Genomic DNA, 24947 nt, shown 5'->3' on the forward strand with positions numbered 1-24947 from the left:
AATTGGCTGGACGAAGTCCAGTACAATACCGAACTCAATCCAGCCAATTAATAGCATAATGAAAACTCTAACTTTGGGGGGTCACTACCTTATGGGCAGTTTTTTGTTTGAGTGAAGGAGGATGTGAGTTAAAGAGTGGATAAACTTACGAGATTGTAAAAGATGTGAGTTAAAGAGGTAGTAAACTCACAAGATTGGCAAAGATGTGAGTTAAAGAGGTAATAAACTCACAAGATTAGTAAAGATGTGAGTTAAAAATGCAGTAAACTCACAAGATTGAAAAAGATGTGAGTTAAACGCAAAACAAAGCCAAGAGACCTTAAATCTCTTGGCTTTTTTCCTAATCTCGATATTCAATATTACAATGTATACGTATCAAATGATTGTAAGGCTTCGATTGCGCGATCTCTGTCTGTGCTTGATTTGAAACTTAATCTCAATGCACCCATAATATCTTCTCTTACTTCTAATATTCGGATGTTTGTTATTGATATGTGATTTTGTCCGAGTATTCTTGTTACTTCACTAATCATACCTGGTTTATCTGGGATATCAACATATAAATCGAATGTTGAAGTTAAGGCACCTTGCTCTTTAATAGGTAGTTGGTCTCTATATGTTTTGGCTGATTGATAAAAATCATGAATTAATGCTGGATTTCCTTCTTCTATCATTTCTTTAGTATGTGTCATTTGTTCGATCCAATTTTCCATAAGTGTGACAAGATGTTCTTTATTTTCTAATGTGATGTCACGCCACATATCAGCATTACTGCTTGCGATTCGTGTTATGTCACGGAAACCGCCTGCTGCTAGTGTTCTGACATATTCAGATATTTGTGTGTTTTCTTCATTCATATGAATTAAACTTGATGCGATGACATGTGGAAAATGACTGACGACGCCAGTTACATAGTCATGTTCTTTTGCTGACATTTTGATGAATTTTGCTTTAGTAGGTTCTAACAAATGTTTAACTTCACTATAAGCCGCTTTATTGTCTGCTTGATCATATATCAATACATAATAAGCATTCTCGAATAAGTGCTTTTTAGAATTCGTGACACCTGACTTATGGCTACCTGCCATAGGATGTCCACCGATTAAATGAATATCTTGTTCTAATAATTGTGATTCTAGTGAACTTAATCCTAATTTCGTACTACCTGTATCGGTAACAATTAATCCTGGTTTAGTATCAATTTCTAATAATCGCTTACCGTACTCAATTGATTGCTGTACGGGTGTGGCTAATATAATTAAATCTGCTTGACGAGCACTAGAATCAAAGTCCGTTGCGATTTCATCTATAATTTTCATAGATAATGCGATTTCTGAATGTTTTTCAAAATAATCGTAACCTGTTATATGTAAATTGGGATGATAAAATTTAATATTTTGTATTAAACTCCCACCAATTAATCCTAGTCCAACTATAAATACGTGTTGCATAAAATCCCTCCAATACTTTAATAGTTTAAAGTAAGTTAGTGTGAGAAAGCAAGTGTTATTGATTTATTTTTTTAAAAGTATAGAATGATAATAAATGTATAAGGAGTGGTAATATGACAATTAACGTAAAAGAAACAATCGATACAATTAAAGAACTTGTTTACATTAATAGTCCATCGGGATTTGCCGATCCAGCAGTTGAATATTGTAGAAAAGTTGCTGAGTCATTAAATTATGATACGAGTGTAACACACAAAGGCGGATTATTTATAAACGTTCCAGGAAAAAATGATGATGCTCAACGACTGATAACAGCACATGTAGATACATTAGGTGCAATTGTTAAAGATATTAAAGAAGATGGTAGATTGCAATTAGATTTAATAGGTGGATTTAGTTGGAATGCGATTGAAGGGGAATATTGTACCATCACAACTCAAAATGGAAAAGAAATAACAGGTACCATTTGTTTACATGAAACAAGTGTTCATGTATATAAAAATAATACTGAAATTCCACGAAATGCCGAACATATGGAAGTAAGATTAGATGAAAAAACATTTAATCCAGAAGATACAAGAGCACTAGGCATTGAAATTGGAGATGCAGTGAGTTTCAATCCAAGATTTGTTCATACAGAATCAGGATTTGTTAAATCTCGACACCTTGATGATAAAGCAAGTGTTGCGATGATTTTACAATTTTTGAAATATCTTAAAGAAGAAAATGTTGAACTTCCACACACGACACAATTTTATATTTCGAACAATGAGGAAATTGGATATGGTGCAAATTCAAGTATTTCAGATAAAGTTGTAGAATTTATCGCTTTTGATATGGGTGCATTAGGCGATGGACAAGCTTCTGATGAATACACAGTATCTATTTGTGTAAAAGATGCTTCTGGACCATATCATGTAGGATTGAGAAATCATTTAGTCAATTTATGTAAGGAAAATGATATTCAATATAAATTAGATATATATCCTTATTATGCTTCTGATGCTTCTGCTGCTCTACATGCAGGCGCTGATATTAGACATGGATTATTCGGAGCAGGTATAGAATCTTCACATGCTTTAGAACGCACACATGAAGATTCTATTCTTGAAAGTCAAAAATTATTAAGAGCTTACTGTTTATCAGAAATTAAAAACTAATCAGAATTTAAGGGTTGACATTTAAAATTTATTCTCGTATAGTGATATTTAATTAATCCGAAGAAATCATTCGGAATTTGAAAGATGAGTATCTCGTGTTGATAGTAGCAAATAGAAAGCTAATGGTTGATGTAAATTAGCACTACACACAAAGAGAGAATTGGGCTTTCAAATTATCAATTAAATGAAATTTAGAGTGAACATGAAATTCAATGTTAACTAAGGTGGCACCACGGTAACGCGTCCTTACAGATAGCGTATACTGTGGTGTCTTTTTGTATACCTAAATCAATGGTCATAAGTATAAATTAAAGCCTGTAGCAAACAGAAAGTTAGTGGTTGATGTAAACTAACACAGTTTAATTTAGAAATGGGGACCATGTCGACATAATTAAATATTTAATGAGTGAATAAGTTCTAGACTTATTAATGAAGGTGGTACCGCGCATTAGCGTCCTGTTTGATTAGGATGTTTATGCGCGGTTTTTTTATTAAGGAGGATTAAGATGATTATTAAATTTAAAAAGTTAAATGCTGATATTACCCCAGAGACTTTAGGACAAATAAATTGTAAGAAAATGATTTTAGAAAGTGCCAGTACAGATCAAATGAAAGGTAGATTTTCGATTGTAGCTTTCGATGCAGTTGGAAAAGTGAACTTATATGATGATTATTTACAAATATTCATAAATGAAGATGAACAACTTGTAAATGAACGTCCATATGAATCACTTGAGGATTTTATCAATGATATGAAAATTGATGAAGTTCCAGAAGCTTTAACACATTTACCATTTATATCTGGCATGATCGGGTATTGTAGTTTCGATTTAATTAGATATCAAAATAAATTACTTAAACAAATTGAATTGCAATCAGATATTCCAGACGCTTCATTTAATCTTGTTGAATCTGTATACGTATTTGATCATTTTAAAGAAGAATTGTTTGTTATGGCGTCAAACTTATTTAGTCATAATACGGAGGCACAAGTTGAACAAGTACTTAATAATATGATTGAAACATTAAAAGATATTTCACTATTTCAAAATAAAATTGAACATACATCAAGAGGTGAACTTGAAACAAATATTAGCGAAGAAGATTTCATGCAAGAAGTCGAATATTATAAATCGCTTATTAGTAAAGGTGATATGTTCCAAGTCGTACCTTCAAGAATTTATAAATATAAACATTACTTTAACGAACAACATAAAGATACATTGAAACTTCAAATTTATAAAAATTTAAAAAGACAAAATCCAAGTCCATATATGTATTACATTGACGATGAAGAAAGAACTATCATCGGATCTTCACCAGAAAGTTTCATTAAGAAACAAGGTGATGTTATTACAACGAACCCAATAGCAGGTACAAACAAACGAGGTCAAACAGAAGAAGAAGATAAACAAAATGAAATTGCACTGATTACAGATGAAAAAGAATTAGCTGAACATCGCATGCTTGTCGATCTTGGAAGAAATGATTTAAAGATGATTGCTCAAACAGGTTCAGTATATATGCCTAAGTTAATGACTGTTGAAAGATTTGAACATGTTATGCATATCGTCTCAATCGTCGAAGGTAAAATTAGACCAGAAATTACACCGCTTCAAATGATTACAGCTTTATTACCAGCAGGAACAGTATCTGGTGCACCTAAGACGAGAGCAATCACAAGAATTTATGAAAGTAGAAAAAGAAAACGCGGTATATACGCTGGTGGTGTTGGCTATATTAATTGCAACCACGATTTAGATTTTGCTTTAACAATTAGAACAATGGTTGTAGATAACGAATATGTAAATGTAGAAGCTGGATGTGGTGTTGTATATGATTCAAACCCACAAAAAGAATTAAAAGAAACGATGATCAAAGCAAAAAGTTTATTGGAGGTTACACCATGATATTAGTAATTGATAATTATGATTCATTCACATATAACTTAGTAGATTTAATTAAGCAACATGATGAAGTCTTAATCTATCATCCGGACGAGGCACCGTTCAATTTAAATATTGATGGATTGGTTATATCTCCAGGACCTGGTCATCCTGATGATACAGAAGACTTAAAAAATGTGATAGATGCATATAAAGATAAACCGATATTAGGTATTTGTTTAGGCGCTCAAGCATTAACGACTTATTACGGTGGAGAAGTTGTCGTCGGGAAAGAAGTTAAGCACGGTAAAGTTGATCAAATTGATATTATCGAATCTTCTAAATTATATCAAGAATGCGAGCAACATTTTAATATTATGAGATATCACTCATTAATTAGTGATGAAAAAACATTTCCGAACACGTTAAAAATTACAGGAAGAACGAAAGATTCCATACAATCATTTGAACATAAAGTAAAACCACATTTCGGGATACAATTTCATCCTGAATCATTTGCTTCAGATCATGGAAATGAAATTATAAAAGCTTTTATCGACATAACAAAGGAAGGTGCAAAATATGAACACATTAAAACAACTCATTCAGTATAATGATTTATCGCAACAAGAAATGAAATCATTTGTAGATTTAATGATGGATGAACAAGCAGATGTATCATTAAAGGTTGCACATTTAGTGGCATTAAGTATGAAAGGTGAAACATCAGATGAATTATCGAACTTAAGTCAAAGTTTAATCGAAACAACATATAAAGAAAGACCTTATTTAGAAGATAGTATTTGTGTTTGTGGCACAGGTGGTGACCATTCTGGAAGCTTTAATATTTCAACAACCGCTTCATTTGTTGTTGCGGCAGCTGGCTTAAAAGTTTTGAAACATGGTAATAAAAGCATTACATCTAAAACAGGTAGTATTGATATCTTATCTGCTTTAAATATTCAAACAACACCTATTAATCAAGCGACAGAAAAAGTAAACGAAACAAATTTAGCATTTTTAAGTGCAATTGAAACGTATCCGATTATGAAAACTGTACAACCTGTTCGTAAATCAATACCAACACCAACAACATTTAATTTACTTGGACCAATGATTCATCCATATCATTTAGATTATCAAGTAATGGGTGTTTATGATGAAACGAAACTTAAAATTATTGCTGAAGCAATTTATAAATTAGGAAGAAAACGTGCCATTATCGTGCACGGTGCAGGTGGAATGGACGAAGCTACTTTATCTGGTGACAACATTATATATGAAGTATCTCAAGATGAAGGCATTAAACATTATACTGTAAATGCTGAAGACTACGGATTACAATCAGCGCCTAACGAATCATTAAAAGGTGGGACACCTGAAGAAAACAAAGTCATTACTTTAGATATTTTAACAGGACAAGATCATGGTCCTAAAAGAGATGTCGTTGTATTAAATGCTGCTTTAGCGTTATATGCCGGTCAAAAAGTAGACTCTATCAAAGAGGGTATTACATTAGCAGAGTCTTTAATAGATGATAAATATGCATTAAATATATTAGAAGCTGTAGGAGGAAAAGTTTATGACAATATTGGATGAAATCGTAGAATATAAAAAAACATTACTAAATAATCAATATTATGAACAAAAATTAAACACACTAGAGAAAGTTGATGTACAACATAAAACATCTTTCTTAAGTCGTACACAGCAAGATAATAAATTAAATATTATTGCCGAATTAAAAGCAAAAAGTCCTACAGTATCAGATATTCCGAAACGAGATATGACTACTCAAATAAAATTATATGAACAATACGGCGCATCAGCTATATCTATATTAACGGATGAAAAATATTTTGATGGTAGTTATGAAAGATTACAAAGTTTAACAACTAAGACGACATTACCTGTTTTATGTAAAGATTTTATTATTGATAAAAGACAAATAGATTTAGCACATCATGTTGGTGCCTCTATCGTATTATTAATCGTTAATATTTTATCAAAAGAAGAACTCGAAACTTTATACGCATATGCGACAGAAAAAGGTTTAGAAGTACTTGTAGAAGTTCATGATAAAGAAGAACTCGATATTGCACATGAAATTGGTGCGCAATTAATTGGCGTTAATAATCGTGACTTAAAAAGATTTGTCACAGACGTTAAACATACGAATGAGATCTTAACACAAATTAAACCAGGTGTAACATACATTTCTGAAAGTGGTATTCGTACTTTAGATGATGTGAAAAGTATTATCGGCAGTGGTATTGATGGCGCATTAATTGGGGAATCATTAATGAAACATCCACACTTAGATGAATTTTTACCAAGTTTAAGACTAGAAAAACAAGGTGAGCAACATGTTTATTAAATGTTGTGGCTTTCAAGATAAAGGTACTATAGAAACAGCTGTCTTAAATAATGTCGATGCAATTGGATTTATCACGTATTCAAAAAGTAAACGATATGTATCTGTTGAAGAAATAAAGTCATTAAGTAAAGACATTCCCCAAGCGATTGATATCGTAGCTGTAGTTGTGAATTTAACAATGGTAGAAATTGATAAACTTATTCGAGAAACTTCTATTAATACACTTCAATTTCATGGTGATGAATCTGTATTATTTATACAAGAGGTTAAAGAAAAGTATCCGCATATTAAGATTTATAAAGCTTTACCAGCTAATGATCAATTACTTACTAATATAGAAGCATTTAAAAAGGATGTAGATTTGTTTTTAATTGATACGCCTTCAAAAGATTATGGTGGTACAGGGGTATCTTATGACTGGTCCATATTAAATGCATTAAACAATATTCCGTATTTAATTGCCGGTGGTATTAATATAGATAAAATTAAACAAATCGAATCATTAAACTTTAATCATAATGGTTATGACATATCAAGTGGAATTGAAACGAACGGTCAAAAAGATAAAGAGAAAATTAAAGCATTACTAACATATGTAAAGGAATGATTGAATTGAATAAAAATATACAATTAGAAGCAGATGAGTTAGGATTTTTCGGTGAATTCGGTGGACAATATGTACCAGAAACGTTAATGCCAGCTATACAAGAATTAAATGATACGTATCAACAATTAAAAAATGATCCGGAATTTCATGAAACATTAAATGCTTATTTGAAAGATTATGTAGGTAGAGAAACACCTTTAACATATGCTGAGCGTTATACAGAAGCACTTGGCGGCGCTAAAATATACTTAAAAAGAGAAGATTTAAATCATACTGGCGCTCACAAAATTAATAACGCATTAGGACAAGCACTTATTGCAAAGAAAATGGGTAAAAGAAAGCTCGTTGCTGAAACTGGAGCTGGTCAACATGGTGTAGCAAGTGCAACAATTGCAGCACTGTTTGATATGGAACTTATCGTATTTATGGGTGAAGAAGATATTGAAAGACAAGCATTGAATGTGTTCAGAATGGAATTGTTAGGCGCTAAAGTTGTACCTGTAACAGACGGACAAGGTACATTATCAGATGCAGTAAACAAAGCTTTACAGTATTGGGTTTCACATGTTGAAGATACACATTATTTACTTGGATCGGCGTTAGGTCCTCATCCATTCCCAACTATCGTAAGAGATTTACAAAGTGTGATTGGTAAAGAAATTAAGAAACAAATATTAGAGAAAGAATCTCGATTACCAGATGCTGTCGTTGCATGTATTGGTGGCGGTTCAAATGCAATTGGTACATTCTATCCGTTTGTAAATGATGAATCTGTTAAATTATACGGCGTTGAAGCTGCTGGTGAAGGTGTAGATACTACTAAACACGCTTTAGCTATTGAAAAAGGGAAACCAGGGGTGTTACATGGTTCTAGAATGTATTTAATTCAAGATGAAAATGGACAAGTCGAACTTGCGCACTCTATTTCAGCAGGATTAGATTATCCAGGTGTAGGTCCGGAACATAGTTATTATAACAATATTGGTCGTGTCCAATATCCGAATGCAAGTGATACTGAAGCGATGGATGCGCTTATTAAATTTACGCAATTAGAAGGTATTATTCCAGCTATAGAAAGTGCACACGCGTTGAGTTACGTCGAGAAACTAGCACCAACAATGGATAAAGATAAAATTATTGTTGTGACGGTTTCTGGTAGAGGTGATAAAGACATGGAAACAATTAGAAAGTATATGCAAGAGAAGGGGGATCATCATGCGTAAATTATTTATACCATATGTCATGGGGAACAAAGATTTTATAGATTCAGTCAAACTTATGGACGAAAATGGTGCAGATTATATAGAAATTGGTTTACCTTTCTCTGATCCTGTAGCTGATGGCCCAACGATTATGGCTGCTGGACAAGAAGCGATTAAACAAGGGATGTCTGTTAATAAAATTATTGATCAACTGATTGAACATAAAGACGAAATCAATACGCCATATTTATTTATGACTTATTATAATTTAGTTGATGCATACGGTGTTGATGCTTTTATAGAACGAATTGCTGAAGCAAATGTTTACGGTTTAATCATTCCAGATTTACCATTTGAACTTGGACAACGATTTAAAAAGCATTTACAACCTAAAAACATAAAATTAATTTCTTTAATTGCGATGACTTCTAGTGATGAAAGAATTAAGCAAATAGCTGAACATGCGGAAGGCTTTATTTACACTGTGACAATGAATGCGACGACTGGTGATGGCAGAGGCTTCCATGAATCTTTAAAAGATAAAATTAAATTTATACAACAACACGCTAGTGTACCTGTCGTTTGTGGATTTGGTATTAGAACTGAAGAACATGCTCAAGAAATAAAGTCATTTAGTGACGGCATTGTGATTGGTAGCGAAATTGTTAAAAGATTAAAAAATGATTCAATAGAACAAAATCAAGCGTATTTACAAAGTATTAGAAAAGCTTTAGATGAAGATTAAAAAAGCATAACCCTTAATAGAAGAAAAAGAAACACACTTCATGTATAATCGACATTAACAAATGAAAAGGAGTGTTTCTAATGAGCAAAAAAGTTCTCATAGTTGTTACAAATGCATCTCAATTTAAAGATGGTAAACCAACTGGGTTATGGCTAGAAGAAGCAGCAATTCCTTATAAAGTATTTATTAAAAATGGATTAGAAGTGGATATTGCATCTGTAAAAGGTGGCAGTGTTCCGATAGATCCAAATTCAACTCAAAATGACGAAGCTAAAGAATATCATGACGTATTAGAAAAGTTACAACAAACATATAGTATTAGAGACATCGTGTTTGAGAGTTATGATGGCATATTCTTACCTGGTGGTCATGGAACAGTATTCGACTTCCCAAATAATGAAGACTTGGAAGATATGCTAGCATATTATAGAAATAACGATAAGGTGATTGGTGCAGTATGTCACGGTCCAAGTGCATTTGTAGGCGCTAAGCTTCCTAATGGGAACTATTTAGTGGATGGTGTTAAATTAACTGCTTTTACAGATAGTGAAGAAAAAGCAATGAATTTAGAGAATGATGTACCATTCTTGCTACAAACACAACTTGAAAAGCAAGGCGCTCGATTCGTTAAAGGTGCTGACTTTGAATCTCATACAGTTGCAGACGGTAAATTTGTCACAGGACAAAATCCAAATTCGAGTGAAGAGGTTGCCGAAAAATTTGTAAATGTATTAAAATAGTTAAGCAATATAAATAAAAACCTGCCATTTGGTAGGTTTTTATTTATGAAATAATGGTATAGTAATGAGTATTATTTTAGAATAAAGACAAAATATTGTATAATTGTAACAAATACATAAAAATGAGATTGGGAGTATTGTATAAATGAAATTTACAAATTTAACAACTGGTGAATTTGAAGCTTTTACAAATAAAATGCCGTACGCGCATTTTACACAAGCAGTAGGTAATTATGAATTAAAAACATCTGAAGGTACTTCAACACATTTAGTAGGTGTCAAAGATAATCAAGGTGAAGTATTAGCTGCGTGTCTGTTAACAAGTGTACCAGTTATGAAGAAGTTTAATTACTTTTACTCAAATAGAGGACCAGTAATGGATTATGACAACAAAGAACTTGTTGACTTTTTCTTTAAAGAAATCGTGAGCTATTTAAAAAGTTATAAAGGATTATTCTTTAGAATCGATCCTTACTTGCCATATCAACTAAGAGATCATGATGGCAATATTAAAAAATCATTCAACCGTGATGGTTTAATTAAACAATTTGAATCATTAGGCTATGAACATCAAGGCTTCACAACTGGTTTCCACCCAATACATCAAATTAGATGGCATTCTGTACTTGATTTAGAAGGTATGGACGAAAAGACGCTCATCAAGAATATGGACAGTTTAAGAAAAAGAAATACTAAAAAAGTTCAAAAAAATGGTGTTAAAGTTCGTTTTCTATCTAAAGATGAAATGCCGATATTCCGTCAATTTATGGAAGATACAACAGAGAAGAAAGATTTCAACGATCGCGGCGATGACTTCTATTACAATAGATTAAAATACTTTGAAAATGTAAAGATTCCTTTAGCATATATAGACTTTGAAACTTACATTCCTCAATTAGAAAAAGACCATGAACAATACAACAAAGATATTGCGAAAGCTGAAAAAGATTTAGAAAAGAAACCAGATAATCAAAAAACGATTAATAAAATAGACAACTTAAAACAACAAAGAGAAGCAAATGAAGCTAAATTAGAAGAAGCACGTCAATTACAACAAGAACATGGTGATACATTACCAATAGCAGCAGGTTTCTTCATTATCAATCCATTTGAAGTTGTATATTATGCAGGTGGTTCATCTAATGAATATCGTCACTTTGCAGGTAGTTATGCAATTCAGTGGGAAATGATTAAATACGCGTTAGATCACAATATTGACCGTTATAACTTCTATGGTATCAGCGGAGACTTCTCAGAAGATGCACCTGACGTCGGCGTTATTAAATTTAAAAAAGGTTACAATGCAGATGTTTATGAATATATTGGTGATTTCGTTAAACCAATAAATAAACCAGCGTACAAAGCATATACAACACTAAAAAAAGTATTAAAAAAATAAATGATTTTCAGTAAGAGAGGAATTTAGATAATATGAAATTTACAGAATTAACGGTTACTGAATATGATGAGTTCGTATCTGATAGTCGATACGAAAGTCACTACTTTCAAGTAAAAGAAAACATCAAGACGAGGGAAAATGATGGTTTTCAAGTTGTATTATTAGGTGTTAAAGATGAGAATAACCAAGTAGTTGCAGCAAGTCTATTCTCTAAAATACCAACATTAGGTAGTTATGTGTATTATTCAAATCGTGGTCCGGTAATGGATTATAGCAATCTAGATTTAGTGACATATTACTTCAAAGCGCTTGAAAAGTACTTAAAACAACATCAATGTCTATATGTTAAAGTCGACCCATACTGGATTTACAATATTTACGACAAAGATATTAAACAAATTAAAGAAGATGGAGCTAATGACCAAATCGTTGATCTTATTAAATCACTAGGCTATGATCATCATGGCTTTACGACTAAATATGATCCATCAAGCCAAGTAAGATGGATGGGTGTCTTGAATTTAAAAGATAAAACATTAGCAGAAGTTAAAAAAGGATTCGACAGCCAAAGAAAACGTAACGTCAATAAAGCGCATAATTACGGAGTTAAAGTACGTTTCTTAGAACGCGATGAATTAGATATATTCTTTAAATTATATAGAGAAACAGAAGAAAGAGCTGGCTTTATTTCTAAGACAGATGAGTATTTCTTAAACTTTATCGATACATATGGTTCTAAAGCACTTGTACCATTAGCATATATCGATTTGAATGAATATATTCAATCAACACAAGAGAATTTAAATGACTTAGAAACAAAACGTGACCAAATGATGGCAAAAGAAAACAAATCTGAAAAACAATTAAAGAAAATTGCTGAAACAGATCGTTTAATTGACCATGCACAGAAAGAATTATTAGAAACAAGCGAACTTATCAAAACAGATGGTGAAATCTTAAACTTAGCTTCAGGTGTATTCTTTGAAAATGCATATGAAATCAATTATTTCTCAGGTGGCTCAAGTGAAAAATACAATCACTTTATGGGACCATATATGATGCACTGGCATATGATTAATTATTGTTTCGAAAATGGATTCGATAGATACAATTTCTACGGATTATCAGGAGATTTCACTGAAGATAGCGAAGATTACGGTGTATATCGATTTAAACGAGGATTTAACGTTCAAATCGAAGAATTAATCGGAGATTTCTACAAACCAATCAATAAGAAAAAATATTTCTTACACAATGTAATCCAAAAAGTACGATCAAAAATTAAAAAGTAATCCAAAAAAGCTGAAATTAATTTTTCAGCTTTTTTTATGTTAAATATACGGTTAGTAGCATATAGCATATTTATTCTATTAATTAGTTTACATAATATATATTATAGGAAGTTAAGTATATTGTCTTAGGGGACGCCTATTCTACATATATATCTAACTATTTATTGTTACATGTTTTATTTGTGACGATTCATCAATTGCATATAGATCTGGATTCTTTAAAGCTTTCCATTCATTAAAGTCAAATTGTTTATCAAAATGATTTAGTAATAATGACATGATGTTTCCATGTGTTACGATTAATGCATGTTTATTTACTGGTATCGACTTAAATACTTCTAAAATTCGCTGTTGAGCTTCTAAACTTGTTTCGCCATTATGCATACGATAATTAAAGTCACTGAAAGTCATTTTAAGCTCAGTTAGCCAATTATCTATTGGTAAGTCACTTAAAATGCGCTCATTTAAACGGCTATCATAAGTTAATGGTGTTTGGAACTTCGTTAAATATGGTTTGATTGATTCATATGTACGATTCATTTCACTAACATATATATGGTCAATATTGAGTTTAGCTAATACTGGTACTAATTGTTGTGCTGACTTAATGCCATCTGCCGTTAAAGCTGCATCAAAGTCTTGACCAGTAGCTTTGCAATGTCTTAATACATAAATCATTAAATCACTCCAAATAGATTTTAAGAAAGCATATCATACATCATTATAAATAAAAACTACTATAAATCGTATTTATTTCGATTTATAGTAGTTTATGCTATTGATTCATTTTGACATAACTTGCAATTGCTTTACTAGCAAATTGTGCGGTACCTTCACCAAATTTATTAATATTTTTAGTAAATCTTTCATCACTAACATACATATCACCGATACTACCAAATGCTTCTAAACTATACTCGCAATCAATATTAGAATTTAAATACGTATACCATCTTTGTACAATAGATTGAGCAATTTCTGAGTCTGGAGATTCGTTTCTGTTTGCTGCAAATGCTCTAAAAATATCATTCATTTCTTCTTCTTTTAAAGCTTTTTCTTCTTTAGACCAACTGTTAATGCGATTGTTCGCTTTATCTACAGTCTTATTCCCCCACTTTTCACGTGCCTCAGCTTCATATTCATTCTGATTAAACTCAAATCCTATAAATTTATCTTCATTCGTCATGTTAATTTCTCCTTTCATATGTTTCGTCGTTTGATCGATCGTTTGAATCATTTGATCAATTCTTGTTTTTTTATTGATGAGCATCTTTTTATGCATATTTAATGCTTCTTCTTTATCAAACGAAGGATCATCAAGAATTTCTTTAATCTTTTTTAGAGGAAAATCAAGCTCTTTAAAAAATAATATTTGCTGTAATCTATCTACATTCTCGTCTGAATACAATCTGTAACCAGATGAAGATACATTAGACGGATTCAGTAAATTAATTTCATCATAATGGTGAAGCGTGCGCACACTTATACCGACTAATTGAGCAATTTCTTTAACAGTCATTTCCATTTACTTAACCTCCTCATAACCCTACTATAAAGTCTTACGTTACGTTAGAGTCAACAATATAATCTAAAAAAATAAATAATGTTAATTACATACATGTTATAATACATATAGAATATCACGTATGTCAGGAGTTTTATAATGAATAAAGAGATACAACTTGAATCAAAATTAGAAACATCTCGTTTAATAATATTAGCTGGAGAACAAGTTTTTTCATACAAAGAGACAATAAAGGATGAAATGCTTAATTCAGTAAATACATTAAAAGATTGGGTAGCATTCTTCAACTATCAATTCGATGAATATAAAGTGACTGAATTTCTTAATAAATCAACTGATCCGCAGTATAACAAAGAATATTTTAGATATTTTATCTTTGAAAAAGATACGATGCAATTTGTAGGATCAGTTGTCCTTCAAGATATAAATTTAAGATTACCATCATGTGAAATTGGTTATTGGGCAGTTAATTCAGGCTTAGGTAAAGGTTATATAACAGAAGCTATTCAATATATTACGCAACATGTTATAGAAAACCATAGCTTTGTAAGAATAGAAGCATACATAGATGTTAAAAATACAAGAAGTATTAACACCATTGAAAGATGTGGATATGAACGAGAAGGAACATTAAAGAACTCCGATTTAAGCGCAGACCAACAAAGTATTATTAATGAAGCACTCTATGCAATCACGACACCTGTTTATTTTAAATAAAGAAAGATCGAGCGACTGGGATATACAGAAATATCTTAGTCGTTATTAGCAGTTTGGGCTGGAGGTGCAAATACTGGTATCGTTATTAGCAAGTTTGGCAAGAAGTGCAAATAACGAGTGTGTTAGTAACACTTCGTCCGAGTTTTGTAACTAAAGCGGCCCATAGTAACACTTCGTCCAAGGTTTGTAATTATAGCGGTCTATAGTAACAGTTCAGCCGAGTTTTGTAAATAACGCACCCGTTACGAACAAGTTTGGCCAGAAGTGTTCACAACGCCCAACCAATCAAAAAACGACTAAGATAGTTTTATATCTTAGTCGTTTCCCTATTTATTACGTCTTTTTAGTTCATTAAATTGACGTCCATCTTCTATTGTTTCATCTTGACTATGTTTTTCAGCTAATCTTTTTTGATTCTTTCTCATTAAGTACCATGTTAATAAGCATACAAATAAACTTACGATTGCCATAAATGCGGCATAGCCTAATAATGGTTCGTATGTAATGTCATAAAAATTAGGTAAAATAAATGCGATCATACCTAATACGACAAATGTCAAAATTGCACTGATGACGTGTTTTTTAAGTATTAATGATGATAATACAGAAAAAACAATAACGACGACAAATGAAATCCATAAGTAGTTTGGGAAATCAAAAATGTTCAAGATGTACGCCTCCTTTATCTAGTTGTACTAGTCTATACCCCTTTTAGTTATGTTTAATTACAATATAGATAGAAATTTGATTTAATCACATAAATTTAATTGTACATTTGCAATTTTGTTTAAATTTTACGGACATAAGCGCACAAATGTGACCATGATGAATAAGATAAATTGTTTGAATGGTACGTTGTATCATATGACGTAGAAGATGTTTATATGTATAATATGTACATAAGTACATAAATAAGTAAATTTTAAAAAAGGGTGATTTGATGGGACAATTATTAAGAAGTGAGGTTCCTGTTCAAGAAACATGGGATCTTTCAAGTTTGTATCAAGACAATGATGCATTTTATAGTGCATTAAAAGAATTAGTTGAGAACGTTACAGCATTTAATGAAAAATATGTGAATCAGTTAAATGAAATATCAACGATTGAATCTGCTTTACGTGAACAAGCTGATCTTATTGTAAGTATTATTCACTTAAGTACATATGCAGAATTACTTTATTCGACTGATACGACAGATGAACAAAGTCAAAAAGTAGCTGCACAATTTTCTACTACATATGGAAAAGTAGCTGGTTTATTATCATTTGTAGAGTCAGAAATTTTACAATTAGATGATGAAGCATTCAATGCTTTAATTAAACAATCTGAGTATCCTAAATATTTAACGTTGTTAAAACGTCAAAAAGAACATACATTACATCCTGAAGTAGAAAAAGCGTTAGCAACCTTCTCACCTACTTTTGGTGCGCCGTATGAATTATATGGTATTACGAAGATGTTAGATATTGAGTTTGGTACTTTTGAAGCGAACGGAGAAGAAATACCTTTAGATTATGTATCATTTGAAGGTGATTACGAAGTTGACTCTAATACAGAAGTTAGACGTAATGCATTTAAGAAATTTAGTGATGCGTTACGCTGCTATGAAAATACAACTGCAGCAACATACAATGCTCACGTTCAAAAAGAAAAAATTGAATCTGAATTACGTGGTTACGACTCAGTTATTGATTTCTTATTAGAATCACAAGATGTATCAAGAGAAATGTACGATCGTCAAATTGATGTTATTTCAGAAGAATTAGCACCACATATGAGAAGATATGCGCAATTACTTAAACGTACAAATAACCTAGATAAATTGAAATTTGAAGATTTACGTATATCATTAGACCCTACTTATGAACCAGATGTATCAATTGAAGGTTCTAAAGAATATATTAAAGAAGCATTGAGTGTGCTTGGTGAAGATTATATGCAAATGGTCAATGATAGTTATGATAAACGCTGGATTGACTTCCCTCAAAACAAAGGGAAACAAACTGGTGCTTATTGTGCAAGTCCATATGGTGTTAACCCATTCATATTTATTTCATGGACTAGTAAGATGACTGAAGTATTTGTATTAGCACATGAACTTGGTCATGCAGGACACTTTAATTTAGCAAATGCACATCAAAATGTATATCAAGCTGACTGTTCTATGTATTTTGTAGAAGCACCATCAACAATGAATGAAATGTTAATGGCTAATAGTTTATTGAAGAAATCAGATGATCCGAAATTTAAACGTTGGGTTATTAGCTCAATTATTTCAAGAACGTACTATCATAATATGGTTACACATTTATTAGAAGCTAAATATCAAAGAGAAGTTTATAGACATGTTGATAAAGGTGAAGCACTCACTGCCCCACTTTTAAATAGTATTAAGAAACAAGTTATTTCTGATTTCTGGGGAGACGAAGTTGAAATAACAGAAGGTGCAGAATTAACTTGGATGCGCCAACCACATTATTATATGGGCTTATATCCTTATACTTATTCAGCAGGTTTAACGATAGGAACTGCTATGAGTCAAAGAATTGAAAAAGAAGGACAACCTGCTGTTGAAGATTGGTTAAATGTCTTAAAAGCTGGTGGCTCTAAATCACCTGTTGAACTTGCTCAAATGGCAGGCATTGATATTACGACAGATAAACCACTTAAAGAAACAATCGCTTATATCGGTCACTTAATCGACGAGTTAGAATCACTCACAAACGAAATTGAATAATATTTTATCTAATATTAATGTAGAGACTGATACATCTTATGGTGTGTGAGTCTCTACATTTTTATATAAACATACCTTATTAAATTACCGTATTATATATTATTCTAATTTTAATATTATTTGTGTTACAATATAATCAAACAAATTCGAACTTATTAAAAAGTTAATATATAGGAGGATCACAAGTGAAATTAAAAGTTGATAGGCACCGTTTTATAATGGATGAACTTAAAAATAATATGTCTGTGAAAGTATCTTCCCTTTCAGAGAAGATGAACGTTGCTGAAATGACAATTAGAAGAGATTTACAAGAACTAGAAAACAATGGTTTGTTAAATAGAATTCATGGTGGCGCTAAATTAATTGAAGATAATTTATATAATGAAAAGTCACATAAAGAAAAGCAAACCATCAATGTATCTAATAAAATGAAAATCGCGCAAAAGTGTGGCGAACTCATTCATAATGAAGATATTATATTTATTGGTTCAGGTTCAACAAATGAACTCATATTTGATTTTATAAAAGACAAGAACTTAAGTATATTTACGAATTCGCTTGATATATTCTTACAATATAAAGATTTATCAAACATTGATGTATTACTCGTAGGTGGTCGTTTCAGATCTAAAACGGGTACATTTATCGGACACTTTGCGAACAAAATGATGGAAGACTTTCATGTAGCAAAAGCCTTTGTTGGAGTTAACGGTATATATGGTCAGAAATTAACAACTGCAAACGAAGAAGAAGGCAAAGGTATTCATATCATTTTAGAAAATGCAAAGCTTAAATATATTACAGCAGACAGCACAAAATTCGGTGTTCAAGCATTATATAACTTCTATAATATTAACGATGTCGATGCTGTTATATCAGATGATGATGTAAGTGAAGAAATATTAAACACATATCCAAACAAGATTAAGTAGTTATAAAAATGAATTATAAAAGAAAAGCACTATAGAATGGCATAACGCTATTTTATAGTGCTTTTTTATTGACAGAAAGAATGTTTGATTTTATATTATAATTAACAAAAACGAACAATCACAAACACAGGAGGAAGTATATGAAAGTTTTTATTAATTGTATTCGTAAATCCAGACCTTTAAAAGACAAGATTATTCAGGAACTACCTCATTCTAACATTGAATGGATCGATTTGTATGATGAGACACTTGAAGACGATGTGTTTGCTATAACTGTAAATACTATAGAAGCAGTTAAAAATAATGAAGATGCTAAGGCAATAATTATTGATGATTATGGTATTGCACCATTCATTATTGCAAACAAACATAAAAATATTATTGCTGCTTCAGTTTCAGATGACCGTTCTGCTTGTATGACAGCACGTCACAACAATACCAAAATTATGATTCTTGCTTCTGAAATCGTTGGCCCTACTCTAGCGGTTAATTGCGCTAAAGCATTTGGAGAATCATCTTATGATGCTGGACGCCATCAAATCAGAATAGATATGTTAAATAGTTTGTGTTAAGGAGGAAGTTAAATGAAGATAGCTATTGGATGCGATCATATCGTTACGGATGAAAAAATCAAAGTATCAGATTTTATTAAAAGTATTGATCATGAAGTGATAGATGTTGGAACTTATGATCATCAAAGAACACACTACCCTATTTATGGTGTGAATGTCTCAAAAGCCGTTACAGAAGGAAAAGCTGACTTAGGTGTTGTACTTTGTGGTACAGGTGTAGGTATTAGTGTTTCAGCAAATAAAGTACCTAATGCGAGAGTTGCACTCGTACGAGACATTACAAGCGCTCGTTTAGCGAAAGAAAAATATAATTGTAATATTATTGGTGTCGGTGGAACGATTTCAGGCATTGATTTAATAACTGATATCGTCGAGACCTTTATAAATGCAGAGTATATCCAAACAACGGAATCAGATCAATTAATAGAACGCATGAATCAATTGTTAACAGACGACCAAGTTCAATATGATTCCAATCAGTTTAACAAATATATTGATAAATGGAATAAAGGAGAATATGTGGATGAGGTGAAACATTGAAATTATTAACAATTACCTTAAATACTTCAGTGGATATCGCCTATCAACTAGATCATTTTGAATTGAATCATACAAATCGCGTTAAAAATGTTATTAAAACAGCTGGTGGCAAAGGATTGAATGTTACGAGAGTGGCAAACATTTTAGGTATTGATCATTTAGCAACTGGTATTATCGGTGGTACAACGGGCACATTTATTAAGCGTGATTTAGATCAAGATCATATTAAACATGATTTTTATGAAACGAATATTGAATCGAGACAATGTATAGCGATTTTAAATGGAGCGTATCAAACAGAATTACTAGAACTGGGAGATTCAATTACGCAAGTTGATATTCAGGCATTTATTCAACATCTGACTGAACGCATTCAAGAGTATGACATTATTGCGATATCAGGTAGTGCTTTACCAGGCATGAATGTTGAAGCTTATCAAACGCTTATAGATATCGCTGTTAGTCATGGTAAGAAAGTATTGTTGGACGTTAATGGTCATACTTTAAAAGATTTATTAAATCATGAAGGTCAAAGCTTACCTTATTTAATTAAACCTAATATCGAAGAACTGAATCAGCTTTTTAATGTGAAAGATCAAGATAATCACGAAGAGATTATAGACGCATTGAAATCCCCTCTTTTAAGCCAAATACCATGCGTGATGATTTCACTTGGTTCTAATGGTGCGCTTTATAAATATCAGCAGAATATTTATAAAGTAAATATTCCTAAAATTAAAGCTGTTAACCCAGTTGGTTCTGGTGATAGTTCTATAGCAGGATTTAGTTATGGGCTTATACATAAACAAGATGTTCACTATGCTGTTAAATCAGCAATGGCTGCTGGAATTGCGAATGCTTTAGAACAGAAAACTGGATTCTTAACTAAAGAGAATTTTGAGTATTATTTAGCAAAAATAAAAATTGAACAATTGGAGTGTTTTTAAATGGTTAAAAATTTATCAAAACTCACAAATGATTTAGGGCAAATTGCTGCACTTGCTATTGATCAACGCGGTGCATTAAAGAAAATGCTTGGGGAAAATGTAGAAGCAGAAACGATAGAAGATTTTAAAGTACAAATATCTAAGACATTAACGGAATTTTCTTCAAGTATATTATTAGATCCTGAGTATGGATTACCCGCTTCAAAAGAAAGACATCCTAATTGTGGTTTAATCTTAGCATATGAAAAGACTGGCTATGATAAAGCGACACCTGGTCGATTACCCGATTTATTAAATACATGGTCTGTACACGCACTGAAAGAACAAGGTGCAGATGCTATTAAATTACTCGTATATTTTGATATAGATGAATCGCAAGAAATCAACGCACAAAAAGAAGCATTTGTAGAAAGAGTCGGTGCTGAGTGTGTCGCATTGGATATTCCATTTTTCTTAGAAATCGTGTCATATGACGCAACAAATGATGATAATTTAAGCGAAGCATACGCAAAAGTTAAACCTCATAAAGTTATTGAAGCAATGAAATTATTCTCAGAAGACCGATTTAAAGTAGACGTATTAAAAGTAGAAGTTCCAGTTAATATGAATTTTGTAGAAGGATTTGGCGATAACCCAGTATATACAAAAGCACAAGCTCAACAATATTTTAAAGAACAATCAGACGCAACGCATTTACCATTTATCTTTCTAAGTGCAGGCGTATCACCTACTTTATTCCAAGAAACGTTGGAATTTGCTTATGAATCAGACTCTAAATTTAACGGTGTATTATGTGGAAGAGCAACATGGGCAGGCGCTACTCAAGCATATGTTAAAGATGGTGAACAAGGATGTAAAGCTTGGTTAAATGATCAAGGTATTAGTAATATACAAAATTTAAATAAAGTGATTGAACAATATGCAACAGCTATAAATTAATTAAATACCCCGCTTCTATATAATCTAGAAGCGGGTTTTAGTTTGCTTTTTATTCTGTTTTATTCGCTAATGACTCAGATAGTGCTTTATACCATAGTGCACTTTTCTTGATATATCTTTTTTGTGTTTCAAAGTCTATATAGAATAATCCATATCGCTTATTATAACCATTAGACCAACTAAACATATCTTGTAATGACCAAACAAAATAACCTGTTACATTAACGCCATCTTTAATCGCATCACTAATGCTTTCTAAATGAGCAGCTATATAGTCTATACGTGGTTGATCATCGATTATTGTTTGTTCATCTATAAATTGATCTTTGTACCCTAGTCCATTCTCAGTGATTAGCAGCTTTTTATAATTACGATAGTCTTCTTTAATGCGCATAATCATATCATATAAACCTTTAGGATAAATATACCAATCCCAGTCAGTCGTTGGAACGTCATGATTTTTAACAATTTCAGCTATTTGTTTAAGTTTAAAAATCGAACTACCTTTATCCCCAGTACCATTATGATGTATTAAGCTATCCGCTTCATTTGATTTAACCCAATTACTTTGATAATAATTGATACCTAAGAAATCTTGTAATTGACTAGCTTCTTTAATGATTGTCATTTCCGCTTCCGTCATATCTAATGAACCATCATATATATTAAGTATATGATTAATTACATCCATTTTCTCACTAGAATATGCTCCTAAAAATGTACCGTCTAATAAAAATCCATTGATAAATGTATCTTGTACTTTAGCAGCTTTCACATTTTCAGGTTGTTGATTAATTGGATATATTTGAGTTAAAGCATGTATAAAACCAATTTCTCCGTTATAACCTTTCTCTTTATAGAGTTTAACTACTTTACTATGCGCAACAATAAGATTATGTTGAGCTTGGAGACACTTGACGACTTGATATTGTTCACCAGGTGGAAACGCGCCTGTTACATATTGACCTAAAGTATATGCAATAGGTTCATTAATTGTCATCCAATAATGAACATCATCTTTAAATGTCTCAAAGCAATATGCTGCATAGTTCACAAAATGCGTGATGTTCTCCTTACATAACCAATCCCCTTGTTTGAATAGTTCTTCAGGTGTATCAAAATGATGTAATGTCACATATGGTTCGATATTATATTTACGACATGTCGCAAATACTTTTTTATAATATTTAACCCCTTTTTGATTAACATCCCCATACCCTTTTGGAAATATGCGAGACCAAGCAATAGAAATTCTTAACGCTTTTATGCCATGTTCTGAAGCTAATTTAATATCTTCTTCATATCGATTATAAAAATCGCTTGCTGGATCTGGGCTGAATCTTCCTTGTCTCTCTAAAAATTCATCCCAAAGCACACGTCCCTTTCCATCTACTTTGCTTGATCCTTCGACTTGATATGCTGCAGTTGCAGCGCCTAGTACAAAAGTTTTTGGTAATTCTAACATGCTTATACTCCTTTAGTTTATTTTTCTTCTGATAGTAGTTTGTATATCTTCTCTATTGCTGCTTCTCCATCTCTTGTAAGTGCAATATATTCTTTACCTGTTGTTGTCATAAGAAGAGCATTATGTTGGTCAGTATATTTCTTCATTTCATTTTTCATTGAATCCATTTGAGGGGCTAATATAACAATGTTCATATCTTTAATTAAATCCATATCTTGACCATATGCTCTCGCAGTAGCATTTAAATGAATGTTTTGTTCTTTAGCAGCTTTATTTAACGAGTTAGCGAGTATACCACTTGTACCACCACCAGCACATACGACTAATACGTTGACGTGATCTTTAAAGTCATATTGAACTTTAGTATCAGTTGCTTCTACTTGACTAATTTCGTTTGACTCTACGTTTGATTGAGGCTGCACAATATTTTGACTTTCAATCGTACTGCGTTCTTCACTCACTTTTATGCGATCATATGCTTTAATAAAAGGCATCCAAATCATAAAGTCGAGTATCATAATAACGGCAATTAATAATAATGATAATGGCGCAAAGTTAGATGCCATATAAATACCTATAGGTCCAGGTGTCGGCCATGGTAAGAAATGCATGAAACCATTCATACCTAGATTCTCTACAAAGAATTTCAATACCCATGAGTTAAGAATCGGTGTAATAATAAAAGGTATCATGAATACTGGGTTTAAAATAATTGGCGCCCCAAATAGTAAAGGTTCATTTACAGCAAATGTTGTAGGAATAAATGACGCTTTACCAACAGCTTTAAGTTCTTTAGACTTACACAAAAATATAAATATATAAGGAACTAAAAATGTGGCACCTGTACCTCCGATAAGTGCTACAAAGTCTTGCGTACTTTGTGTTAATGCAATATGTGCATGTTGACCTTCTCTAAATAATCTTAAGTTTTCAACTTGGTTGTTATACATAATCGCAATAACAGCAGGACCTACTACAGATGGTCCATGTACACCTATAAACCAGAAGAAAGCAATAAATCCGAAAATAATCGCAAATCCTAAGTAACCATTTGCAGCTGTAAATAATGGTGACAGTATAATTGTCGCCAATTCTGCTAAGTTACCATTAGCAATTTGACGAATCGCGATATCGATAATCCAGAATAAACCGACAGAGGCGGCAAACGGGATCATATCTTTAAACGCTTGTGCGATATTACCAGGTACTTGAGGTGGCATCTTGATTGTGATATTTCGACCAATAAAGAATTTATAAATATTTGGTACTACAAATGCCACGATAAATGATGCGATTAATCCTTTAGTACCAAGCATATCAATGCTGATACCGTCTTTAACCGGGTTCATTGCAACAATCAATAATGAAGATTCCGCAGCTACGAATGTTGAAATGACATTGATTTGATTCGTTTTTGGTAATTTTAAATTCTTATTGTCAGTTAATGATTTCGTAACGGTCCCTGCCATATAAAGTGCTAACATACCCATCGTGAATTGATAAACTTTCATAATGGTAGTTTCGATATTTTTTGGCCAATGGAATCCCCACACATTCGGTACATAAGCAACTAAAATAAATAATGATGAAAATAAAATAACTGGCATTAATGCAACGAAGCCATCTCTAATTGCAGTTAAATATGGATTAGAAGCCACTTTCTCAAAAAATGGTTTCATCTTTTCAATAAATTTAATTATCTTATTCACATGTA

At 31.9% G+C, this 24947-nt stretch carries 24 protein-coding genes; 18 read left to right on the forward strand and 6 right to left on the reverse strand.

Going from position 1 to position 24947, the window contains the following annotated elements; genetic code table 11:
* Window positions 1-359 precede the first annotated feature (359 nt).
* On the reverse strand, window positions 360-1451 hold the full coding sequence (locus LQ694_RS13855) for a prephenate dehydrogenase (RefSeq protein ID WP_058611326.1): 1092 nt from the start codon (window positions 1449-1451) through the stop codon (window positions 360-362).
* Between the two features lie 113 nt (window positions 1452-1564).
* Here LQ694_RS13855 and LQ694_RS13860 point away from each other — a divergent pair, with 113 nt between their 5' ends.
* The 11 genes from LQ694_RS13860 to LQ694_RS13910 all read left to right on the forward strand — a co-directional run bounded on the left by LQ694_RS13860 (window position 1565) and on the right by LQ694_RS13910 (window position 12859).
* Window positions 1565-2611: a M42 family metallopeptidase gene (locus LQ694_RS13860; protein WP_070368910.1), complete on the forward strand. Its 1047-nt coding sequence runs from the start codon at window positions 1565-1567 to the stop codon at window positions 2609-2611.
* A 506-nt stretch (window positions 2612-3117) separates the two neighbouring features.
* Window positions 3118-4521: an anthranilate synthase component I gene (locus tag LQ694_RS13865; RefSeq protein ID WP_218696570.1), complete on the forward strand. Its 1404-nt coding sequence runs from the start codon at window positions 3118-3120 to the stop codon at window positions 4519-4521.
* On the forward strand, window positions 4518-5111 hold the full coding sequence (locus tag LQ694_RS13870; RefSeq protein ID WP_218696569.1) for an anthranilate synthase component II: 594 nt from the start codon (window positions 4518-4520) through the stop codon (window positions 5109-5111). The genes LQ694_RS13865 and LQ694_RS13870 overlap by 4 nt, the downstream gene beginning before the upstream one ends.
* Window positions 5080-6096, forward strand: coding sequence for an anthranilate phosphoribosyltransferase (trpD, locus tag LQ694_RS13875; protein WP_218696567.1), 1017 nt, complete (start codon window positions 5080-5082; stop codon window positions 6094-6096). The genes LQ694_RS13870 and trpD overlap by 32 nt, the downstream gene beginning before the upstream one ends.
* Window positions 6080-6874 (forward strand): indole-3-glycerol phosphate synthase TrpC, encoded by a 795-nt coding sequence (trpC, locus tag LQ694_RS13880; RefSeq protein ID WP_058611321.1) that lies wholly within the window; start codon window positions 6080-6082, stop codon window positions 6872-6874. Before trpD ends, trpC begins: the two co-directional genes overlap by 17 nt.
* Complete coding sequence (locus LQ694_RS13885) at window positions 6864-7481, forward strand: phosphoribosylanthranilate isomerase (RefSeq protein WP_096791410.1); 618 nt, start codon at window positions 6864-6866, stop codon at window positions 7479-7481. Before trpC ends, LQ694_RS13885 begins: the two co-directional genes overlap by 11 nt.
* A 5-nt stretch (window positions 7482-7486) precedes the next feature.
* The gene (trpB, locus tag LQ694_RS13890; RefSeq protein ID WP_096791449.1) at window positions 7487-8704 is read left to right on the forward strand and encodes a tryptophan synthase subunit beta; all 1218 of its coding nucleotides are present in this window, start codon (window positions 7487-7489) and stop codon (window positions 8702-8704) included.
* Window positions 8697-9428: a tryptophan synthase subunit alpha gene (trpA, locus tag LQ694_RS13895; RefSeq protein WP_058611318.1), complete on the forward strand. Its 732-nt coding sequence runs from the start codon at window positions 8697-8699 to the stop codon at window positions 9426-9428. The genes trpB and trpA overlap by 8 nt, the downstream gene beginning before the upstream one ends.
* An 80-nt stretch (window positions 9429-9508) precedes the next feature.
* On the forward strand, window positions 9509-10168 hold the full coding sequence (locus LQ694_RS13900; protein ID WP_037587994.1) for a type 1 glutamine amidotransferase domain-containing protein: 660 nt from the start codon (window positions 9509-9511) through the stop codon (window positions 10166-10168).
* 145 nt (window positions 10169-10313) lie between these two features.
* The gene (locus LQ694_RS13905) at window positions 10314-11567 is read left to right on the forward strand and encodes an aminoacyltransferase (RefSeq protein ID WP_065381167.1); all 1254 of its coding nucleotides are present in this window, start codon (window positions 10314-10316) and stop codon (window positions 11565-11567) included.
* Between the two features lie 32 nt (window positions 11568-11599).
* Window positions 11600-12859 carry an aminoacyltransferase gene (locus LQ694_RS13910; RefSeq protein WP_058611316.1) on the forward strand — a complete coding sequence of 420 codons (1260 nt, stop codon included), beginning with the start codon at window positions 11600-11602 and terminating at the stop codon, window positions 12857-12859.
* Window positions 12860-13012: 153 nt separating this feature from the next.
* On the opposite strand, the gene LQ694_RS13915 is transcribed toward LQ694_RS13910, so the two are convergent.
* Window positions 13013-13537 (reverse strand): histidine phosphatase family protein, encoded by a 525-nt coding sequence (locus LQ694_RS13915; protein ID WP_065381169.1) that lies wholly within the window; start codon window positions 13535-13537, stop codon window positions 13013-13015.
* Window positions 13538-13634: 97 nt separating this feature from the next.
* Window positions 13635-14384 carry a MerR family transcriptional regulator gene (locus LQ694_RS13920; protein ID WP_070368905.1) on the reverse strand — a complete coding sequence of 250 codons (750 nt, stop codon included), beginning with the start codon at window positions 14382-14384 and terminating at the stop codon, window positions 13635-13637.
* A gap of 138 nt (window positions 14385-14522) precedes the next feature.
* Between LQ694_RS13920 and LQ694_RS13925 the strand changes: the two genes are divergently transcribed.
* Complete coding sequence (locus LQ694_RS13925; protein ID WP_218696565.1) at window positions 14523-15101, forward strand: GNAT family N-acetyltransferase; 579 nt, start codon at window positions 14523-14525, stop codon at window positions 15099-15101.
* A 326-nt stretch (window positions 15102-15427) separates the two neighbouring features.
* Here LQ694_RS13925 and LQ694_RS13930 read toward each other — a convergent pair whose 3' ends face one another.
* Window positions 15428-15769 (reverse strand): hypothetical protein, encoded by a 342-nt coding sequence (locus LQ694_RS13930; protein ID WP_025906054.1) that lies wholly within the window; start codon window positions 15767-15769, stop codon window positions 15428-15430.
* 272 nt (window positions 15770-16041) lie between these two features.
* Between LQ694_RS13930 and pepF the strand changes: the two genes are divergently transcribed.
* The 6 genes from pepF (at window position 16042) to lacD (ending at window position 21768) form a co-directional block, all read left to right on the forward strand.
* A complete protein-coding gene (pepF, locus tag LQ694_RS13935; RefSeq protein WP_218696564.1) occupies window positions 16042-17838 on the forward strand; it encodes an oligoendopeptidase F in 1797 nt (598 codons plus the stop codon).
* 185 nt (window positions 17839-18023) lie between these two features.
* Window positions 18024-18770 (forward strand): DeoR/GlpR family DNA-binding transcription regulator, encoded by a 747-nt coding sequence (locus LQ694_RS13940; protein ID WP_172965063.1) that lies wholly within the window; start codon window positions 18024-18026, stop codon window positions 18768-18770.
* 140 nt (window positions 18771-18910) lie between these two features.
* Entirely contained in the window at window positions 18911-19342 is a 432-nt protein-coding gene (locus LQ694_RS13945) for an RpiB/LacA/LacB family sugar-phosphate isomerase (RefSeq protein ID WP_218696563.1), read from the forward strand.
* 12 nt (window positions 19343-19354) lie between these two features.
* The gene (lacB, locus tag LQ694_RS13950; RefSeq protein WP_058611310.1) at window positions 19355-19882 is read left to right on the forward strand and encodes a galactose-6-phosphate isomerase subunit LacB; all 528 of its coding nucleotides are present in this window, start codon (window positions 19355-19357) and stop codon (window positions 19880-19882) included.
* Window positions 19879-20829, forward strand: coding sequence for a 1-phosphofructokinase family hexose kinase (locus LQ694_RS13955; RefSeq protein WP_058611309.1), 951 nt, complete (start codon window positions 19879-19881; stop codon window positions 20827-20829). Before lacB ends, LQ694_RS13955 begins: the two co-directional genes overlap by 4 nt.
* Window positions 20830-21768 (forward strand): tagatose-bisphosphate aldolase, encoded by a 939-nt coding sequence (gene lacD / locus LQ694_RS13960; RefSeq protein ID WP_196968249.1) that lies wholly within the window; start codon window positions 20830-20832, stop codon window positions 21766-21768.
* Between the two features lie 49 nt (window positions 21769-21817).
* Here lacD and lacG read toward each other — a convergent pair whose 3' ends face one another.
* A complete protein-coding gene (gene lacG / locus LQ694_RS13965) occupies window positions 21818-23233 on the reverse strand; it encodes a 6-phospho-beta-galactosidase (RefSeq protein ID WP_218696562.1) in 1416 nt (471 codons plus the stop codon).
* Between the two features lie 17 nt (window positions 23234-23250).
* Window positions 23251-24942, reverse strand: coding sequence for a lactose/cellobiose PTS transporter subunit IIB (locus LQ694_RS13970; RefSeq protein ID WP_204253477.1), 1692 nt, complete (start codon window positions 24940-24942; stop codon window positions 23251-23253).
* Window positions 24943-24947 lie beyond the last annotated feature (5 nt).

Source organism: Mammaliicoccus sp. P-M58, from assembly GCF_022386165.1.
GTDB classification, from domain to species: Bacteria; Bacillota; Bacilli; order Staphylococcales; family Staphylococcaceae; genus Mammaliicoccus; species Mammaliicoccus sciuri.